Annotated in this window: 22 protein-coding genes; 15 read left to right on the forward strand and 7 right to left on the reverse strand. The window is 40.3% G+C overall.

The annotated features are described in order from the left end of the window. Positions 1-69 precede the first annotated feature (69 nt). The 4 genes from ACFVSH_RS06945 to ACFVSH_RS06960 all read left to right on the forward strand — a co-directional run bounded on the left by ACFVSH_RS06945 (position 70) and on the right by ACFVSH_RS06960 (position 4,291). A complete protein-coding gene (locus ACFVSH_RS06945) occupies positions 70-1,926 on the forward strand; it encodes an SLC13 family permease (protein ID WP_387705357.1) in 1,857 nt (618 codons plus the stop codon). A gap of 189 nt (positions 1,927-2,115) precedes the next feature. After that, positions 2,116-3,321: an EAL domain-containing protein gene (locus ACFVSH_RS06950; RefSeq protein WP_387705359.1), complete on the forward strand. Its 1,206-nt coding sequence runs from the start codon at positions 2,116-2,118 to the stop codon at positions 3,319-3,321. Between the two features lie 74 nt (positions 3,322-3,395). Then, positions 3,396-3,623 (forward strand): hypothetical protein, encoded by a 228-nt coding sequence (locus tag ACFVSH_RS06955; protein WP_260284144.1) that lies wholly within the window; start codon positions 3,396-3,398, stop codon positions 3,621-3,623. 182 nt (positions 3,624-3,805) lie between these two features. Beyond that, a complete protein-coding gene (locus ACFVSH_RS06960) occupies positions 3,806-4,291 on the forward strand; it encodes a DUF3993 domain-containing protein (protein ID WP_387705361.1) in 486 nt (161 codons plus the stop codon). Positions 4,292-4,365: 74 nt separating this feature from the next. Here the strand turns inward: ACFVSH_RS06960 and ACFVSH_RS06965 are convergent, their stop codons facing one another. Further along, positions 4,366-4,599 carry a glutaredoxin family protein gene (locus ACFVSH_RS06965; protein WP_387705363.1) on the reverse strand — a complete coding sequence of 78 codons (234 nt, stop codon included), beginning with the start codon at positions 4,597-4,599 and terminating at the stop codon, positions 4,366-4,368. A 94-nt stretch (positions 4,600-4,693) separates the two neighbouring features. Then, on the reverse strand, positions 4,694-5,653 hold the full coding sequence (locus ACFVSH_RS06970) for an MBL fold metallo-hydrolase (RefSeq protein ID WP_387705365.1): 960 nt from the start codon (positions 5,651-5,653) through the stop codon (positions 4,694-4,696). Between the two features lie 184 nt (positions 5,654-5,837). Here ACFVSH_RS06970 and ACFVSH_RS06975 point away from each other — a divergent pair, with 184 nt between their 5' ends. The 4 genes from ACFVSH_RS06975 to ACFVSH_RS06990 all read left to right on the forward strand — a co-directional run bounded on the left by ACFVSH_RS06975 (position 5,838) and on the right by ACFVSH_RS06990 (position 8,513). Beyond that, positions 5,838-6,077 carry a YkuJ family protein gene (locus ACFVSH_RS06975; protein WP_034314086.1) on the forward strand — a complete coding sequence of 80 codons (240 nt, stop codon included), beginning with the start codon at positions 5,838-5,840 and terminating at the stop codon, positions 6,075-6,077. A 95-nt stretch (positions 6,078-6,172) separates the two neighbouring features. Next, on the forward strand, positions 6,173-6,319 hold the full coding sequence (locus tag ACFVSH_RS06980; RefSeq protein WP_192203901.1) for a hypothetical protein: 147 nt from the start codon (positions 6,173-6,175) through the stop codon (positions 6,317-6,319). Between the two features lie 122 nt (positions 6,320-6,441). Then, positions 6,442-6,882, forward strand: coding sequence for a cyclic-di-AMP-binding protein CbpB (gene cbpB, locus ACFVSH_RS06985; RefSeq protein WP_192203903.1), 441 nt, complete (start codon positions 6,442-6,444; stop codon positions 6,880-6,882). A 125-nt stretch (positions 6,883-7,007) separates the two neighbouring features. After that, the gene (locus ACFVSH_RS06990; protein WP_387705367.1) at positions 7,008-8,513 is read left to right on the forward strand and encodes an MDR family MFS transporter; all 1,506 of its coding nucleotides are present in this window, start codon (positions 7,008-7,010) and stop codon (positions 8,511-8,513) included. Between the two features lie 82 nt (positions 8,514-8,595). Here the strand turns inward: ACFVSH_RS06990 and ACFVSH_RS06995 are convergent, their stop codons facing one another. Then, positions 8,596-8,778: a hypothetical protein gene (locus ACFVSH_RS06995; protein WP_387600264.1), complete on the reverse strand. Its 183-nt coding sequence runs from the start codon at positions 8,776-8,778 to the stop codon at positions 8,596-8,598. On the opposite strand from ACFVSH_RS06995, the gene ACFVSH_RS07000 reads away from it, so the two are divergent. From ACFVSH_RS07000 to ACFVSH_RS07020, 5 genes are all read left to right on the forward strand, one after another. Continuing rightward, positions 8,708-8,890 (forward strand): hypothetical protein, encoded by a 183-nt coding sequence (locus ACFVSH_RS07000; RefSeq protein ID WP_387705371.1) that lies wholly within the window; start codon positions 8,708-8,710, stop codon positions 8,888-8,890. The two genes, ACFVSH_RS06995 and ACFVSH_RS07000, sit on opposite strands and share 71 nt — an antisense overlap. A gap of 76 nt (positions 8,891-8,966) precedes the next feature. Next, on the forward strand, positions 8,967-9,851 hold the full coding sequence (locus ACFVSH_RS07005) for a transcriptional regulator CcpC (protein WP_063231999.1): 885 nt from the start codon (positions 8,967-8,969) through the stop codon (positions 9,849-9,851). A gap of 124 nt (positions 9,852-9,975) precedes the next feature. Beyond that, positions 9,976-10,686, forward strand: coding sequence for a 2,3,4,5-tetrahydropyridine-2,6-dicarboxylate N-acetyltransferase (dapD, locus tag ACFVSH_RS07010; protein ID WP_192203908.1), 711 nt, complete (start codon positions 9,976-9,978; stop codon positions 10,684-10,686). Positions 10,687-10,754: 68 nt separating this feature from the next. Further along, on the forward strand, positions 10,755-11,885 hold the full coding sequence (locus tag ACFVSH_RS07015) for an N-acetyldiaminopimelate deacetylase (RefSeq protein ID WP_387599614.1): 1,131 nt from the start codon (positions 10,755-10,757) through the stop codon (positions 11,883-11,885). 62 nt (positions 11,886-11,947) lie between these two features. Continuing rightward, positions 11,948-12,607 carry a potassium channel family protein gene (locus ACFVSH_RS07020; RefSeq protein WP_192203910.1) on the forward strand — a complete coding sequence of 220 codons (660 nt, stop codon included), beginning with the start codon at positions 11,948-11,950 and terminating at the stop codon, positions 12,605-12,607. A gap of 79 nt (positions 12,608-12,686) precedes the next feature. Here ACFVSH_RS07020 and rnjA read toward each other — a convergent pair whose 3' ends face one another. Together rnjA and ACFVSH_RS07030 are read right to left on the reverse strand one after the other, a co-directional pair. After that, positions 12,687-14,357, reverse strand: coding sequence for a ribonuclease J1 (gene rnjA / locus ACFVSH_RS07025; protein WP_214750625.1), 1,671 nt, complete (start codon positions 14,355-14,357; stop codon positions 12,687-12,689). 3 nt (positions 14,358-14,360) lie between these two features. Next, positions 14,361-14,570: a DNA-dependent RNA polymerase subunit epsilon gene (locus ACFVSH_RS07030; protein ID WP_034314070.1), complete on the reverse strand. Its 210-nt coding sequence runs from the start codon at positions 14,568-14,570 to the stop codon at positions 14,361-14,363. Positions 14,571-15,452: 882 nt separating this feature from the next. Between ACFVSH_RS07030 and ACFVSH_RS07035 the strand changes: the two genes are divergently transcribed. Next, on the forward strand, positions 15,453-16,220 hold the full coding sequence (locus tag ACFVSH_RS07035) for a Cof-type HAD-IIB family hydrolase (protein WP_260284149.1): 768 nt from the start codon (positions 15,453-15,455) through the stop codon (positions 16,218-16,220). Between the two features lie 48 nt (positions 16,221-16,268). Here ACFVSH_RS07035 and def read toward each other — a convergent pair whose 3' ends face one another. Together def and ACFVSH_RS07045 are read right to left on the reverse strand one after the other, a co-directional pair. Further along, positions 16,269-16,823 carry a peptide deformylase gene (def, locus tag ACFVSH_RS07040; protein WP_387705369.1) on the reverse strand — a complete coding sequence of 185 codons (555 nt, stop codon included), beginning with the start codon at positions 16,821-16,823 and terminating at the stop codon, positions 16,269-16,271. A 239-nt stretch (positions 16,824-17,062) separates the two neighbouring features. Then, entirely contained in the window at positions 17,063-17,233 is a 171-nt protein-coding gene (locus ACFVSH_RS07045) for a YjcZ family sporulation protein (protein WP_387599626.1), read from the reverse strand. Positions 17,234-17,448: 215 nt separating this feature from the next. Between ACFVSH_RS07045 and ACFVSH_RS07050 the strand changes: the two genes are divergently transcribed. Continuing rightward, the gene (locus ACFVSH_RS07050; protein WP_387599628.1) at positions 17,449-18,108 is read left to right on the forward strand and encodes a YkyA family protein; all 660 of its coding nucleotides are present in this window, start codon (positions 17,449-17,451) and stop codon (positions 18,106-18,108) included. The last annotated feature ends 274 nt before the right edge of the window (positions 18,109-18,382 follow it).

Below are 18,382 nucleotides of genomic sequence, written 5' to 3' on the forward strand. Positions count from 1 at the left end.
AACATGTAAACTGGGGTTTGATGAAACCGTAGCCGGTTTGAAATTGAACATCTATACGGAGGTAACATGATGACCGAACCAATGTTTATTACACTGATTATACTTCTATGCGCGATTGCGCTTTTTATACAAGGGAAATTTCGAGCGGATTTAATTGCACTAAGTGCACTATCCATTCTGGGTTTACTGGGGATTCTGACATTGGATGAACTAGTGGCCGGGTTTGCGAATCAAGTGGTCATCATGCTGGCTGGGCTATTTATAGTCGGTGCCGGCCTGTTAAATACAGGAATCGTGGAAAAGGCAGGAAATAAGTTGTTGGGTTTATGTGGGGGCAGTGAATGGAAATCGCTGCTTATCGTCATGCTTACAGCAGGAATATTAAGTGCCTTTTTAAGCGGAACGGGAATTGTTTCCATACTGCTACCGCTCGTTATGAGCATGGCCTTAAAACAAAAAACAAGTCCGACAAGGTATTTATTGCCACTTGCCTATGCAAGCAGCATAGGAGGGCTATTAACACTGACAGGTACTCCCTCCAATATGATCGTTGCTGATGTATTACGGCAAAATGGAATAGGGACATTAGAGTTTTTTGACTTTACACCCGTGGGCTTGATCGCCTTTGCAGCAGGGGTATTCTTCATGTTGACACTCGGACGCCTGTTGCTTCCAGAGAAGACGATAGCGGCGAACAATAGTGTCAAGGGGCTGTCTGCAGGGGAGCTTGCAGGCATGTACAAAGTATATGACAGATTGCATTACCTGCATATACCCGCTACTTCCGATATTGTTGGAGAAAGGCTGTCTGACCTCCAGCTTCCTATTCAGTATGAATTGACTTTGATTGAAATCCAGCGGAAGCCAAAGGATAAGCAATTACCGCTGTTGCAAAGGCAGCTGACGATTTCTGCAAGGGCGGATGAGGTTCTTCATCCTGAAGATATCATTTTGGTGTTTGGAGAAGAAGAAGCAGTTGAGAGATTGGCACTTAACTATGAACTGGAGTTTAAACATTTCAATCCCGAACAAATAAAGAAACATTTTCTTAGCAGCAGATTTGGATTGACAGAAATATTGATCGTCCCGAACTCGGATTATGAGAATCAAACCTTGATAGATGTGCATTTTCGTGAGAAATACCAATGTAATGTGCTTGCAATCAATCGGAATGGCGAATATATTCAAGCGGATGTCGGAACGGAACGCCTTAAACCGGGGGATGCAATCCTGATACATGGGGAATGGGAGAACATTGAGAGGATTTCCTCGGATTTACAGGATGTCATCGTCATTGGAAGTACCTCGGAAGATGGCTCTCCAGTCAACTCCAAGGGCAAAGCATGGATTGCCTTGGGAATCACTGCATTGATGGTCATTCTATTATCGATGGAGTCTGTCCCTGCCGTACTATCGGTATTGACGGCCGCATTGTTGATGGTGATCAGTGGCTGTGTCCGTTCGATGGAGGATGCTTTTCAAAAGATTAACTGGGAACCTGTTCTTTTGATTGCCGCCATGTTCGGAATAACGGCTGCACTGGATAATACGGGCGGAGTGAGGATGATAAGTGATTGGCTGGCCGTTTTATTCAGTAATATCGGGCCACACGGCATATTAGCGGTCTTTTACTTGCTGACACTGATCCTGAGCCAATTCATCCCGTATGGAGCCGCGACGGTAATCATGACGCCCATCGCACTGACATCTGCGGTGAATCAAGGCATCGATCCCCTTCCTGTGTTTATATGCCTTGCCGTTGCTGGCAGTTTGGCTTTATCGACTCCAAGGGTTGCCACTACCAATGCGCTTGTCATGACGGCGGGTGATTACAAGCATAAAGATTTCATCATGATCGGGATATCCATACAGATCTTCATCGGCGTTATCATGGTGATCACAATACCGTGGTTATTCCCTTTTTGATAAGACATAAGGCATTGTTCAGTTATGGACAATGCTTTTTCAATGTGTTTCTTTTCAAATGGATTGGATGAATGCGGTTCTGAAAAAAGAGTTATGCAGTAGGAATTTAAATTATTTATTATCAATGCAAGAAACTAATGGTATAATTTTGGCATATTGGTGTTTTCGTAATTAGGGGGAAGATGCATCATGGATACAGAAAAGATATTAAAGAATTTAGACAGGGTGACACCATTCTTTCAACCGATTTTCAGTGCAGATCAACATCAGGTAATCGGGTATGAAATTCTAGGGCGCTATGAGGAACAATCGGAATATAAAAGCCTTGGACCTTTTTTTCACGATTCTGCAGTGCCGGAAGAGTATAGGGTGGAAGTGGATAATTACGTACTTGAAATTGCTTTGGAGAGAATAAAAGACTATGGTGAAGATTTTCTTATCTTTATCAACAGAGATCCTAATTTGCTTATGCTGGATCATGGCGAAGAATTCATGGAGATTTTACATCGTCATTTTCAACCGGAGGAAATGCACCGGATCGTGCTGGAACTATCAGACACGATCAGTCCGGAAAACTTAGATCCTTTGCAGCATGTGCTTGCTTACTTTAAAACATATGGGATTAAGATAGCTTTAGATCATTTAGGACAAGATACGCAATTGGACCGAATCGCACAAATTTCTCCGAATATTTTAAAAGTTAACCTGGACCAGCTTCGCATTTCAGGTGGAGATGCCTATCAGGTCATCTTGTTTTCTCTAAGCATGCTTGCACGAAAAATCGGCGCCAATTTACTATTTGAGAACATTGAATCCGAATACCAGCTTCGTTTTGCATGGAAGAATGGGGGACGGTATTATCAAGGGTATTTTTTGGCGAAACCGGAAGGTGAATTCATTAATAAAGATTTACTTCGTGAAAAATTCCATCAAGAATGTCAGTCCTTCATTTCTTTAGAGACCAAGAAGCTTGAAGCGGTTTATCAAATAACCTTGCAATTCAACGAGAATATGCAAAATTTCTTAAAACAGCAAAAGCGGAACGGCTCCCATGAAGAGTTTCTCAATATTTTGGCGAAAAAGTTGGATTCCGTATGTTTTCGGCTTTATATTTGTGATGAAGAGGGGTATCAAAAATCCCCCAATATCCTACATAAGGACGGGCAATGGCTAGTCCAACCTAGTTATATGAATAAAAATTGGAGCTGGAGACCTTATTTTCTCGAAAATATCGTAAAGATGCGCAATGAGAAAAAAGGAAGACTATCCGATTTATACAGTGATATCGAAACAGGGGAAACAATACGGACCTTTTCATACCCCCTGAATAATAAGGAATACATTTTCTGTGATCTTTCTTATAGTTATTTATATGAAAATGAAGCACTATTATAAAAAACGATTCATGAATATAATCGCTTTAAATGTGTAACGATAAGCAGAAATGATGCGCTTGGAGGGGACATATTTTGAGCACGTACATCTGGATTCTAATCATAATCGTTACGATCATGGCATTATATCTGCTCTTTTATACTTATTCTGTAGCAAGGGCACAGAAAGTGAAGGCCAGATATGATTCGACTATCGATGATTCTGTTAAAGAACATCCTTATTTAAAGAACCCGGTATTCGTTTCCCTTTTCGTCGGGACGATTTTGGTTGCCGGATTTATCTTTTACTATGCTTTTCGATAATTGTGAGAAGGAGATTTCAATTTCATGAAATCTCCTTTTTTATTGTGAAGAATGGGCAAAGGTATTAGGTATCCCGGGGAATTTGATTTTCCCTAGTTTGGCTTTGATTATGACGGGTATTGAAAGGCATAGGCAAAAATCAGAACCATTAGGAGAAATTCTATAACAAGGAGATGATTGTAATGAGGAAATATCTAGTTGCATGTCTTGCCAGTATCCTTTTATTTTTAAGTGGAGGGTTCACAACTTCAGCGGAAGGCTTACATAGAGAGGAAGTACTATCTTTAGTACAAGATGCCATGGAGAACCAAGGTTCGATCAGTGAGGAAGTACGTACTATGGAAGCGATTGAAGCGAAGTTGGATAAACATTTCACAGGTGATTTCATCAAGAAATTTGTCGAAGCGAATGTAGTGGAAGTCGATGGCGGTTATATGGCATTTGGATCAGATTTCGCTCCATATTATATCCCTTTTTTCAGTTACGACAAGAATACGGAAATTGTATATGGGAAAAATGGTGATGTCATTTATGTTCAGGAGGAATTCCAGGACACTGGGGACGGACCTGTATCGATGAAAAAACATGTTGAATCAGTTACCTTGAAAAAGGAAAATGATGTTTGGAAGATAACGGATGTAAATTATGAAAGTGATAAAATGAAATAAAGCAAGTTTTTCTAAGTTGAAAAATGCGGGAAATGAAAAAGTCTAGAGGAGGTCACTGCCTTCTCTAGACTTTTTTATATATTCAGTTCTTTTTTTATTTCGTCCAATTCAAAACCAATAATGGCTTTCCCGTCGATGACGACCGTTGGTGTGGAATAGGCGCCGTATTTATTCGTTAATTCTTTTCGGGCTTGTCCATCTGCTTTAATATCCTTTTCTTTGTAAACGACATTATTATCATCAAAGAACATTTTCATGATTTTGCAGGGAGGGCAATCAGGTTGGGTATATAGCGTAACGTCTTTCATTTCAATCCTCCATGTATGATTTAGGTAAGGTTTATTTTTTCATTATAGAGGATGCCGATACATTTGAATAGGAAAACACCCCCTAGCACCCGTTCTACTTCCCTTTTTCCTGTTTTACCAGATAGTCTATCAATCCCATGGAACAAACGTTCAGGTCCATGGCGATGATTTCAAAAACAGGATGATCTGTGGTGATTCCTTTTTCGCCTAAATGAAAGGCGACTTCCGTGAAAATATTTTTACTGGTCGCTGCCACTCGTTCCTCAAAGCTCGCATATTCCCTGTATGCCGATTTGGCAGTCGCAACAAATTTAGGCAGCCAGAAATGAAGCTGTTCATATACTTCCTTAGGGTTTTCGGATACCCCATAATGGCCAAAATATATACGTTCGACGCCGATGCTTTCATACAATTTCGCTGCTGCAAGCATCGCTTCGGGGTTAAATTGGTTTGGAGATGTGGAAGGTAAGTAAAATTCCAGACCTTCTTCATCTAGTTCACGATAATAAATGCCTACGGTGTCACCTGAAAACATCCCTTTTGAAACCGAATCGAATATGCTTAAATGATGGTTTGCGTGTCCGGGAGTATCAAAAAAGGTCAACTTTGAATTTTCACTTGTTTGCAGGTATTCCCGATCATGTTTAATCAGCATTCTTTCAAACGGGATAGGTAAAATCGGATCGAAAAGCTTATTGAATTCATCACCATATACTGCTTTAGCCCCAGCTATCAAACGTGTTGGATCTTCTAGATGACGTGCACCTTTTGGATGGACGATCACTTTGGCGTTCGGGCAATGCTGTAAAAAAAGTCCAGCTCCACCTGCATGGTCCAAATGAATATGGGTAAGAATGATATATGTAATATCTTCAAGGGCGATTCCCAAATGTTCGAGCCCCTTCATTAAGTGGGGGATGGAAGGGCTGGCGGAAGTTTCGACTAATGTGATGTCTTCATCGGCAATTACATATGTACCTGTACGATTTCTTCTATCCAAATCAAAACCATCAATCAATGAAATGCGATAACCAAGTTCACTAATGTTTTGCAACAGAATCTACCCCCTAAAAAATTTTTCATGTACAAAATCCATTCCTTATTTTATTCTGTTAATAGTGCCATGTAAAGAATGAAGTTTTAAATTATTCTGAATTTATTTCAGCGTGGTTACTGGATAGAAAAGTATGGTATAGTGAAACCTATCGAAAAGGTTTTATTCAGAAAGGAGAGGGAGTATGTCTCAATTACAGGGCATCCTTACCAGATTGAAAAGTCTTCAAGAGCAAGCGAAGGAATCTGAATCTGCTCAACGTTTTTTTGAAATAGATGGTGTGAAAAAGTGCCAGGTTACATATTTCAGCAAAACAGAAATGTTCGAGCTTGAAGTATACAGTGATAAAGGGAAATCATCCAAATATCAATTTGATAATATTGATATGATTACCATTGAAATCTTTGATCTTCTTCAATCTTAAAAAAATCACGAAAAGCCGCCCTCCTTTGGAAGCGGCTTTTTTATTGTGAATGAAGCAGTGAAAATTACACATCTTATTAATTGGAGGGATGTAAAATGAAAAATCCAATGGTAATATGCCCAGCATGCGGTGAGGAAAGAGAAATGGATGATGTATTAACGGCACAATCCAACCAAAATGTAATTTATCAATGCCCGGAATGCGGTTTTAAACAGGTTAACATCAAAACTAGTAAAGGCTAAAAATCTCTTGCGGACATCCCGTCGTTTGGGATTTTATTGGTCTAGGAATGAGCCTTTTCTGCTTACATATGTTAAACTATAGAAAGAGCTGTATATAAAAACATATGGTAAGGGGTTTTAACATGATCGGTACTCATGATGGGGATTTATTGGAATCCAGCGTTAAAGACTTAATGATTTCTTCTGAACGCGTGGCCCACGTGCAGGTAACCAATAATTTAGAACATGCACTATTGGTTTTAACAAAGAGCGGTTATACGGCCATTCCTGTGTTAGATCCGATGTATAAACTGCATGGTTTAATTAGCACACCAGTCATTCTTGATTCAATCTTGGGACTGGAACGAATTGAATTTGATAATCTTGAGAATAAAAAAGTTTCCGAAATAATGAATATAGAAATACCTCGCCTGCATATTGATGATACATTGACAAAGGGTGTGGAATTGTTGATTGATCATCCTTTTGTCTGTGTGGAGAATGACGAACATGTATTTGAAGGTATCTTAACGAGAAGAGCAATCCTGAAAAAGGTATTTAAACAAAATACACCCGATAAATAAGTAAGGCTTAAAAAGATGGTTAACCTCAAGACTCGCCAGTTGGCGAGTTTTCTTGTTTTTACATATTTTATCCAGCTAGTGGAAAAGTCTATAAACAGTTAGGGTCTTAGGGGAGGATGCTGAAATTGGGCCAAGAAGTGAATAGTGCTAAGGTGCAGAATAAAAAATTGAAACGTCCCTTCATATTAGCTGCAATCATGTTGGCTATGTTTATGAATGCTATTGAAGGAACGATAGTGTCAACGGCAATGCCAGCCATTGTAAGTGATTTAGGCGGTTTTTCACTTTACAGCTGGGTGTTTTCAGGTTATTTGCTAATGAACGCGGTAACAGTCTTGATATATGGAAAGCTATCGGATATTCTCGGGAGAAAACCTGTTTTATTATTTGGAATCATTGTCTTCCTCATTGGCTCCCTTCTCTGCGGCTTTGCAGATTCTATGACGGAACTCATCATATATCGCTTTATACAAGGTTTTGGGGCAGGGGCTGTAGCTCCTGTGGCCTCGACAATTGTTGGCGATATTTATAAAAATGAAGAGAGGGCACGCGTTCAAGGGTATCTATCGAGCGTGTGGGGCATTTCGGCTGTCATGGGGCCAGCTTTGGGCGGCTTGATCGTTGAATCCCTGACTTGGAAGCTTGTCTTCTGGGTAAATATCCCTTTGGGGTTATTATCTTTTATTGGGATTTGGTTTTTCCTTCATGAAAATATCGAAAAGAAAAAACGTGATATCGATTACCTAGGTGCAACGCTATTGACGTTATCCATATCCACTCTTATGGTGATTCTCGTAGAAGGAGGAGTAAAATGGTCATGGGCTTCAGCTCCGGTCATATCCTTGGCATTAGTGGCCATCATCACCTTCATCTTCTTCATTCTTCAGGAAAAGAAAGCGGCCGAACCGATGATGCCATTTGAAATTTGGCAGGAGCGTTCCATCCTGATTGCCAATCTTGTATCCCTGACGACAGGGGTGATGATGATCGGATTATCGAGTTTCCTTCCGACCTTCGTTCAGGGCGTGATGGAACGCTCGCCTACGGTAGCTGGTTTTACATTGACAGCCATGTCAATTGGCTGGCCGATCGCATCGATGGTCTCTGGCAGGTTATTGATGAAAATAGGATTCAAATCAACCTCCCTCCTTGGAGGGTGTTCATTGATCCTTGGGAGCTTGATCCTCGTGTGGATGAAGCCGGAAGCTGGCCCACTTATTGCTGCCATGGGATCCTTCTTTGTCGGAGTGGGCATGGGCTTGACCTCAACCTCATTCATTGTCGTCATTCAAAAAACCGTCAGCTGGGAACGAAGGGGCATTGCGACAGCTTCCAATATGTTCATGCGTAATTTAGGAAATACTGTAGGTGCTGCATTACTTGGAGGAATCATGAATATGAGGCTTCAGGCCTACTTGAACGAGCATGCGCCAGCCGGCTCGGGAGTGACGATAGATACGGCAAATAAACTGTTGAACAGTGAAGAACGCATGTCGCTTCCTGAAAATGTGGTAAATGTTTTACAGGAAGGACTTACATTGTCTTTGCAGACGATTTATCTTATTGTCCTGGTCTTCTCTGTAATCAGCTTCCTGTTACTTACGAGACTAAGAAAGAATAAGAAGGCATAGGGAAAAAAGGCAGACTCTTTAAATGGAGTTTACAGTCAAGATACAGATGGCTAACAAATTCATTGCCTTCTCAGAGAATGAATTAGCAAGCAGGCCACTGCAAAAGGGAAAATGGGATTAACTGGAGGGCATCCTTCAATTTTAGCTGCTTTTTCTTGAATAAAGTATAAAAGCTAGAAAAAGAAGAAAACATATTGGGAAATTTGACTGAACCAATAGCCTGGTATATGGGTAAACCTATCAAAAGAAGGGATGGCATTCCGATAAGGCCGCCGCTCCCAGCTGATTGGCCGACGAAGGATGCTGCAAAACTGATGACAAGCAGTAAAATGATCGTCAAAGGATATTCACTCCGTTTCTTTTCTCTTGTATTATAAGCCGACTTTGTTGATAATAAAATTTAAATAAATTAAATCATCATGATAAGAATTAATTATCAAGAGGTTGGTGTGTATGTCATTTTCAGAATTTCATTTATTATCCGTGCTTGCTCAGGAAATGAATATGAGAAAAGCAGCTGAGCGGTTGTTCGTTTCCCAGCCGGCTTTATCACAGCGTTTACAATCCATAGAAAAGGATTGGGGCTCGAAACTGTTTCTGCGTTCACAAAAAGGGCTGTCACTGACGCCTGCAGGTGAAGCGGTAATTCGTTTGGCCAATGAGGTTATCGAAAAAGAAGAAAAGGTCAGGGAAAGCATTCAAGCTATGGACCATGAAGTATATGGGACTTTGAAAATAGCCTGTGCTTCGATTGTCGGTCAAAATTGGCTGCCGCAAGTATTGAAAAAGTTCGTTCAAAAATATCCGTATGCCAAAATTTCCTTAATCACTGGCTGGAGCAGTGAGATTTTAAAGTCTTTGTATGAAGGACAGGTGCATATTGGCATCATAAGGGGAGCCCCGGATTGGAAAGGTGTAAAACAGCATTTATTTACGGATATGCTGTATCTGGTCGATACTGAAATGAAGGAATTGAATCAAGTGTTCGAAACGGACCGGCCATTCATTCAGTTTAAAAGCGATTCGAATTATTATCAGGAAATCCAGGACTGGTGGCATCGGCAATTTAAAACGACACCAAAAAACACCATTGTCGTGGATCAAATCGAAACATGCAAACAAATGGTGTTCAATGGTATAGGATATGCAATCCTGCCAGCCATCACTTTGCATGATAAAGATACGAATGTTTTTAAAATCCCTCTACTGGATGGGCATAACCACTCAATCGAACGAGATACATGGCTTTGCGGCTATGAATCTGCCTTCCAGTTAAAGCAAGTGCAAGCATTCACGGAAGTGGTGAAAGAGCATATTCGCGACCAAGGAATGTTATAGGTCCGCTGACGAAAGTGTCAATAGGGGAGAATAATATATAAGAGTGACATTCAACTTGTCTTGCCGGCAGTTGTCTGGTAAATTTAAAACGAGTAATGATACATATTTAGGAGGTTTACCCGGAATGAACAAAATGGATGCAAACGAAATTATTTCTTTTATCTCAAATAGTAAAAAATCTACACCTGTAAAGGTATATGTCAAAGGCGATTTAGAAGGCATGGATTTTGGACCAGCTTCTAAAACTTTCATAACAGGAAATACAGGTGTTGTATTCGGTGAGTGGTCTGAAGTCGAAGAAGCAATCAAGGCAGCAGGAACAAAAATCGAGGATTATGTAGTTGAAAATGATCGCCGTAACTCTGCCATTCCTTTATTGGACCTAAAAGGCATCAAAGCCCGTATCGAGCCTGGCGCAGTAATCCGTGACCAAGTATCCATTGGAGACAACGCAGTCATCATGATGGGTGCATCAATCAATATTGGTTCTGTCATCGGTGAAGGCACAATGATCGACATGAACGCAATACTGGGCGGTCGTGCAACAGTAGGTAAAAACTGTCACGTAGGCGCAGGTGCCGTTTTAGCAGGTGTCATCGAGCCGCCTTCCGCACAACCGGTCATTTTGGAAGATGATGTTTTAATCGGAGCCAATGCGGTCGTACTGGAAGGTGTGAAAATCGGTCAAGGTTCAGTTGTGGCGGCTGGTGCAGTTGTAACGAAAGACATTCCTCCTTACTCCGTTGCTGCCGGTATCCCGGCGAGGGTCATTAAACAAATTGACGAAAAAACAAAATCAAAAACAGAAATCATGCAAGAACTTCGTCAACTTTAATTTCTTTAGTGAATATTGCCTGAAGCGTGGATAAATATATCCACGCTTTCTGTATAGGAGGAAATAATGTGAAAATAAGTCCTTTTGCCGAGATCCGGCGTGATTTGCATCAAATACCGGAGATAGGGTTCCAAGAATTCAAGACGCAGGAATACCTACTTAACTACATAACGAAACTGGCCCAGGAGCGAATGGAGATAGAAACTTGGCGGACTGGGATATTCGTGAAAGTGAAGGGAATGAACCCGCGAAAAACGATTGGCTACCGGGCTGATATTGACGGTCTGCCGATAAAAGAGGAAACCGGATTGCCGTTTGCATCCACACACGAGGAATATATGCATGCCTGCGGTCATGATTTTCATATGAGCATAGGTTTGGGATTATTGACATATTTCACCGAAAATCCGATCGATGATGACTTGCTATTCATCTTCCAGCCTGCAGAAGAAGGTCCTGGCGGAGCTGAACCGATGCTTAAATCGGAAACGATGAAAAAATGGAAGCCGGATATGATTCTTGCTTTACATATTGCTCCAGAGTACCCAGTTGGGACGATTGCCGTTAAAGAAGGGCTTCTATTTGCCAATACATCTGAATTATTCATCGATTTGAGAGGGAAAGGAGGGCATGCAGCCTATCCGCATGAAACAAATGACATGGTCATTGCGGCCTGTTCGCTTGTAGGGCAGCTGCAAACAATCGTTTCCAGGAATGTCAATCCACTTGATTCAGCTGTCATTACAGTTGGGAAGATTACTGGAGGCACCGTTCAAAATATTATTGCGGAGACAGCACGGTTAGAAGGTACAATACGCACCCTTAACCCCGAATCGATGGTAAAGGTCAAGTCAAGAATAAAAGCGCTTGTGGATGGCATACAAGTGGGATATGAGTGCTTGGCTGAAATCGACTATGGTGCGATGTATCACCAGGTGTATAATGAAGAACGGCTGACCCGGGAATTCATGGAATTTACAGAGAAGTCAACCGCTGTTCATTTGCATCGCTGCACTGAAGCAATGACTGGTGAAGATTTTGGTTATATGTTAAAGGAGATTCCAGGATTCATGTTCTGGCTGGGGGTTTCATCGGATTACGGATTGCACCACGCTAAGTTAAGTCCGGATGAAACTGCGATTGAGCTCGCAATCAATCACTTAACGGACTATATAACGTTTAAAGGAAGCGAAGCGTAAAAAATGCTTTTCAGTACAGAACAGGCTCTAAAGAGAGAACGAATGACGTTGGAGGGCTTATTGTGAAAAAAGAATTTGCGGTGATTGGACTTGGCCGTTTTGGCGGCAGCATAGTCAAGACATTAGCTGAAGAAGGATTAGGGGTTCTGGCTATCGATGCTGACGAAGATCGAGTGAATGAATTTGCCAGAATAGCTTCACATGCCGTAGTAGGGGATACTACAGATGAAAATGTACTGAGAAACATAGGGATTCGGAATTTTGATCACGTCATTGTAGCGATTGGCGAGAATATTCAAGCTAGCATATTGACGACGCTTATGCTTAAGGAATTGGGTGTCGGGAATGTTACGGTTAAAGCGCAAAATGATTATCATGAGAAGGTTCTTCGTAAAATCGGGGCAGACTATGTCGTGCACCCCGAACGAGATATGGGGAGAAGGATCGCCCATAATATCGTCTCCAATAATATTCTCGATTATTTGGAGCTTTCTGATGAACACTCCATCGTCGAAATTGTTGCAAGCCAAAAGATGAATGGAAACTCGATCTTTGACCTTGATATCCGTGCTCATTATGGGCTGAATATAGTCGCGATCAAAAGGGGGAACGATATAAATGTCTCCCCGCAGGCGAGCGATTTAATTCATAAAGGTGATATATTGATCGTCATCGGCGCGGATTCGGACATCAATCGCTTTGAAAAAAAAATTGTGGAATAAGCAAGCCTTGCTCAATTTCGGGCAGCGCGCACTTATTATCCACAAAAAAGCCCAGCCATCAATGGCTGGGCTTCTATTATTATTGGACTTCCATGATGATCGGCAGGATCATTGGACGCCGTTTAGTCTTTTCATATAGGAATGGAGATAAAGTGTCTGTAATTTCATTTTTAATTTCAGACCATTGTGTAGTTTTGCGCTCCATCACCTTATTTAAATGCTTAGTTATCAAGGATTGAGCATCGCTGATAAGGTCTCCTGATTCTCTCATGTAAACAAATCCGCGTGAGATAATGTCAGGTCCGGATGCAATTTTGAATTCCTTCATATTGATGCTGACAACGACAACGACAAGGCCTTCCTCAGAAAGAATCCGACGATCACGGAGAACGATATTACCAATATCCCCGATGCCGCTTCCATCGATATAAACCGATCCTGAAGGGATTTTACCAGCGATTTGTGCTGTGTTTTCACTTAAGGATAGAACTTCGCCATTATCCATGATAAAGCAATTTTCTTCCGGAACCCCGCAATCGACTGCATGGCGGGCATGTAGTTTTTGCATACGGTATTCACCATGGATTGGCATGAAGAATTTTGGTTTAATCAAACGAAGCATCAGCTTTTGTTCCTGCTGTCCGCCATGTCCTGATGTATGAATGTCATTCAAAGGACCTGAAATGACGTCTGCTCCTGCACGATATAATTGATTGATTGTTCTCGAAACACTGATTGTGTTACCTGGGATAGGTGAAGATGAAAATACTACAGTATCACCAGGAATGATTTGAATCTGACGGTGAGTGCCATTCGCTATGCGCGATAATGCTGCCATTGGTTCACCTTGACTGCCTGTACAAAGGATGGTTACTTTATTCGCAGGCATACGATTTAATTGCTGTACATCAATAAATGTATCTTTAGGCGCTACGATATAACCAAGATCTTGTCCAATTGATATGGCTGAATCCATGCTTCGGCCAAAAACGGCTATTTTACGGCCGTTAGCCACGGCTGCTTCGACAACTTGCTGAAGGCGATGGATGTTCGATGCAAACGTTGCAAAAATAATCCGGCCGTCAACCTTACGGAAAATGTCTTGAATGGTATCGCCGACACGGCTTTCGGACATAGTAAAGTTCTGCACTTCACTATTTGTGCTATCCGAGAGTAAGCACAATACACCTTCTTTACCGATCTCAGCCATCTTGGTCAGGTTTGCAGGCTCGCCCACTGGTGTGAAGTCGAATTTAAAATCACCAGTATGGACAATTTGTCCAGGTGGTGTTTTTACAACGATTCCATAAGAGTCAGGGATACTGTGTGTTGTACGGAAGAATGAGACGGACGTTTTCCGGAACTTGATCACTTCATCTTCACTGATCTCAATCATGGTTGTCTGGCGTAAAAGGCCGTGTTCTTCCAATTTATTACGAAGCAGTCCAAGTGCTAGTTTCCCGCCGTATACAGGGACATTCACTTTTCTAAGCAAATAAGGAATCCCGCCAATATGATCTTCATGGCCATGGGTAATGAAGACACCTTTAATTTTATCTACATTTTTTTCTAAATAGCTGTAATCTGGAATCACATAGTCAATACCAAGAAGCTCATCTTCAGGAAATTTAATTCCAGCATCAATGATGATGATTTCATCTTGAAACTGAACAGCATATGTGTTCTTACCGATTTCGCCTAAACCGCCCAGGGCGAATACAGCTGTTTGATCGTTTTTTACAAATTTCATAAATTATAGCTCCAATACTTTGTAATCTTCATTTTGTTTTTCATATTCTAAATATGCTCCGGTTACGGGTAATACGATTTCTACGTTATAAGGTTCCTTTTTTAATTTTAAACGAACGTCACGAACGGATTCACCTTCGACAAACATTGTTTTAGTATTCTCCCTGATGGGAACCTCTGATATGGTTACTTGATAGTATACCTTAAAAACCATTTTAATCTCTCCTCACTTGTTTGCATTGCTTTTTTCATTATATATAAAAACAACAATTTTTTCATGTTTTTCAACATCATGTAAAAATAAACCCAGCTCCGCCATAAAAACGGAAGGGGTTTGATGAATTAAATATACCAATGTCTAAAAGTATATAAAAAATAGATGGCCGATTCTGGTATCAATCCAATTGTGTCTTCCTCTATCTTATATCCTATCCGTTTTTGCCATGTGTAAAACTTAAATCATGGGATCTTTTTTTTCATAAACGATTTCTTTCTAATTAAAACAGTACGACTGTGTCAGCGTTTCATGAAAACACAACGACTCATATCTTTATTTGAAATATGTATCCCCCTGACCATATAAAAGCCAAGATAGAAAGAATGCTTAACAAGAACTTTACAACAAGGAAGAAGCCCTTCGCAAGTTTTTGAAGAGCTGTCCGAAAAAAATTCGCATATGGATGACGGCCAAGGCAGGAATGAGTGGCAAATCATGCGATAGATTTTTTTCTTAAAAGATCTTTCCACTGTTTAGCAAGCTTTTTACGAAGCTTTTTTAACATGGCGATCACGCTCCCTTACTATTATTGTATAGGATTATTCAATAATGTAAATACGTCTTTACAGGTACTTGGCCCATTTTTGAAAAAAAAGGCTCATTCAAACAAGCGGCTGGGATTTTGGAGGATAGAAGGATGGGAGAGAAGTAATCTAAGAAAGCCTGAGTTGTCACTATTAAGAATAGTATATGCCCATTCATGAATAAAAAACGTAAATTGAGTGGAATCCAGTTATGTTACTTGACTTATCTTGATGACAATTATTAAATGGGTACATATTAAAAAGGAAAAATGAATGAATTGGAAGTGAATTGTTAGTGAAAATCGTATTCTTTGATATTGACGGAACATTGCTCGATCATGAAAAAAAGTTACCTGCTTCAACAAAAAAAGCCATTAAGCAACTGCAGGATAGCGGGGTTTTTGTAGCGATTGCCACAGGAAGGGCTCCGTTCATGTTCGAATCTTTAAGGGAAGAGCTTGGCATCGATACATTTGTAAGTTTCAATGGACAATACGTTGTTTTTGAAGGGAAAGTCGTTTATAAAAACCCTTTGAGCATACCTGAGATAAAACGGCTCCACGAACATGCTGAAAAAAATGAAATACCGATCGTTTTCATGAATGAGGAGACAATGAAATCGAGTGTTCCACATCATAGCAGAATCGAAGAAGCATTAAGCAGCCTGAAGTTTCCCCACCCTGAACATGTGGCAGATTTTTATGAGGACCATGATATATATCAAGCCTTATTATTCTGTTCGGAAGATGAAGAAGGGAACTTTGTTGGGAAATATGACGACTTTCATTTCATTAGATGGCATGAATATTCAACGGATGTACTTCCATTCGGGGGTTCAAAAGCTGAAGGCATTAAAATATTAATGGAAAAAGTCGGGTTTGCTTTGGAGGATGTTTACGCCTTTGGAGATGGCTTAAATGATATAGAGATGTTAAAAGTAGCGGGATATGGCGTGGCAATGGGGAATGCCGGTCAACTGGTGAAGCAAGAGGCAGACTTTGTAACGAAGGATGTCGATGATGATGGCATACTTTTTGGTTTGAAGGAACTGGAACTGATATAAAAAAACAAAACCCCCGTCAGCCAACAGACAGGGGTTTTGCTTATTGCGTTACCTTTCCAACGCAATTGAATTTTCCGGAATGGCATAGGGGTCTTCCGGATTGATATGATCATAAAACATGATTCCATTAAGGTGGTCGATTTCATGCTGAAAGCAAATGGCTGCGATGCCTTTCAGGCGGAGTTGAACCGATTTTCCTTCCAGGTCCGTACCCACAACCGTTATTCGAGCATAACGGGGCACATAGCCGGAAACGGGACGATTTACGGAAAGGCAGCCTTCTCCGGATGTCAAATATGCTTTTCCCACTGAATGGCTGATGAGTTTAGGGTTGAAAAGTGCATAGCTATACAGTTGACCATCTTTTTCTTTCAAATGAACCGCGATCATCCTTTTTGAAACATTCACCTGTGGTGCAGCCAAGCCAATTCCTGCCCTTAGCCCGAATAGTGCAGAAATATCGGGATTCTGGCTGTTTTGGATATATTCCATCAAGCTTTCTAAAAGTTGCTTATCTTCTTTTGATGCCGGAAGCGGAACCTCTACCGCGACTTGCCTTAAGATTGGATCGTCTTCATTAACAAAATCATCCATGGTAAGCATTATCTTTCACCCCGCAAAAATTCTTATAATATGTATAGGGTTATTTTAACAAAAAAAACACTGAAAGTTAATGGATGTCTAATGAAAGAAAAATGGAAGGGATGGAATCAAGTCATTAATTCCTATCCCAGCCATTATATTATTTGCGTGTTAAGGTCTATTTAAAAAAAATAAATCATTTTTTGTTATTCAGGGTAAATAGTTAACATTTTCGGGTAAAGGTAATAGTAATTACCTGGTTAGCATAAGCACGCGCCGACAATGATTAACAGAATGAACAGGACAATGATTAGAGCGAAGCCGCTTCCAAAGCCGCAGCCTCCACCACCATAGCCATAACCATCACCATAACCATAGCTGGGTGCAACGGAAACCGGATAACAGCATTCCTGGTTGTAACCTCCATACATAATTTCATACCTCCGTTTTTTGTATTATTAAAATACTGACCACTCTGATTTGAAACGGTCACTACAGCCTATGCAGTATGGCTTAAAGGGTGTAGGCTAGCGCCCAGTAATGAAAAAAACCTGTTTGGAATATGATTGTAACAAGTGTTTGCTGCTAATAAGGGAATTTAGAGAAAAATGAATCATCGAAGTACTATTAGAAGGAGCTGTCTAAGTTGAAGCGTTTTGGTCCATATGTTATTTTACTTCTTTCTTTAGTGATCTTGACTGGTTGTTTTAATGGTTCACCGGAAGAAAGAATCCACAAAATCCTAGAGAAAACTGCAGATAAGGAAAGTGATTTCACCGAACATCAAGAGCCTCTTAATGATTTGGAGAAAAAAGAAAAAGAAAAATATGAGAAAATCATTAAACTTGGATTGGATGATTATAAACAGATTGTCGAGCTTTCAGATGAAGCCACCAAGAATATCGACCAAAGGGAAAAAATAATTGAAAAGGAACAAAGCAGTATGCAATCCTCAAAAGAACAATTCAATCAGATAGATGAACAAATCGGGAAAATAGAGGATGAAAAAATAAAAAAAGAAGCGACTGAAATGAAAAAGGTCATGAGTGAGCGCTATAGCACCTACGATAATTTATATGATGCTTATCAACAAAGTCTGGCTTATGATCGTGAATTATATGAACTTTTTAAAAAAGAGGATTTGAAAATGGATGAATTACAAGTGCAAATCAAGAAAATAAATACTTCTTATACAAAGGTTCTGAAAGCAAATGAGGAATTTAATGCATTAACGGAAAAATCAAATCAAAAAAAAGAAAGTTTTTATGATAGTTCCGGCATAGAAATGGCTGATTCAACAAAATAATATAAATAATGATGGGCTGTGATTCTCACTCACAGCCCATATTTTGTTCAATCCAGTTCATGTAGGGACAGAAAAATTCTAGAATGGCCTTTTTTGTGCAACCACCTTGATGCGGGATTCCATACCTGTACTAAAAAAAAACGATAATCAAAATTCTAACAGCAGACTTATATGAAAGCGTTTGAATATTTTTTTGGAATATTATTCCGACGGCTCAAATGCCTATAGTTTAAGCGGTTTTGGAATCGATCCGATATGCTGGGGGGTTTAAATG

Source organism: Peribacillus sp. NPDC058002, assembly GCF_042886655.1.
GTDB lineage: Bacteria > Bacillota > Bacilli > Bacillales > DSM-1321 > Peribacillus > Peribacillus aracenensis.

What these genes read in the sequence shown, in the direction of transcription:
- ACFVSH_RS06975 (WP_034314086.1), top strand. Translation starts at nt 5,838, where the DNA reads ATGTCTCAATTACAGGGCATCCTTACCAGATTGAAAAGTCTTCAAGAG.
- ACFVSH_RS06980 (WP_192203901.1), top strand. Translation starts at nt 6,173, where the DNA reads ATGAAAAATCCAATGGTAATATGCCCAGCATGCGGTGAGGAAAGAGAA.
- ACFVSH_RS06945 (WP_387705357.1), top strand. Translation starts at nt 70, where the DNA reads ATGACCGAACCAATGTTTATTACACTGATTATACTTCTATGCGCGATT.
- ACFVSH_RS06960 (WP_387705361.1), top strand. Translation starts at nt 3,806, where the DNA reads ATGAGGAAATATCTAGTTGCATGTCTTGCCAGTATCCTTTTATTTTTA.
- ACFVSH_RS06950 (WP_387705359.1), top strand. Translation starts at nt 2,116, where the DNA reads ATGGATACAGAAAAGATATTAAAGAATTTAGACAGGGTGACACCATTC.
- dapD (WP_192203908.1), top strand. Translation starts at nt 9,976, where the DNA reads ATGAACAAAATGGATGCAAACGAAATTATTTCTTTTATCTCAAATAGT.
- def (WP_387705369.1), bottom strand. Translation starts at nt 16,823, where the DNA reads ATGCTTACCATGGATGATTTTGTTAATGAAGACGATCCAATCTTAAGG.
- rnjA (WP_214750625.1), bottom strand. Translation starts at nt 14,357, where the DNA reads ATGAAATTTGTAAAAAACGATCAAACAGCTGTATTCGCCCTGGGCGGT.
- ACFVSH_RS07005 (WP_063231999.1), top strand. Translation starts at nt 8,967, where the DNA reads ATGTCATTTTCAGAATTTCATTTATTATCCGTGCTTGCTCAGGAAATG.
- ACFVSH_RS07030 (WP_034314070.1), bottom strand. Translation starts at nt 14,570, where the DNA reads ATGGTTTTTAAGGTATACTATCAAGTAACCATATCAGAGGTTCCCATC.
- ACFVSH_RS06965 (WP_387705363.1), bottom strand. Translation starts at nt 4,599, where the DNA reads ATGAAAGACGTTACGCTATATACCCAACCTGATTGCCCTCCCTGCAAA.
- cbpB (WP_192203903.1), top strand. Translation starts at nt 6,442, where the DNA reads ATGATCGGTACTCATGATGGGGATTTATTGGAATCCAGCGTTAAAGAC.
- ACFVSH_RS07045 (WP_387599626.1), bottom strand. Translation starts at nt 17,233, where the DNA reads ATGTATGGAGGTTACAACCAGGAATGCTGTTATCCGGTTTCCGTTGCA.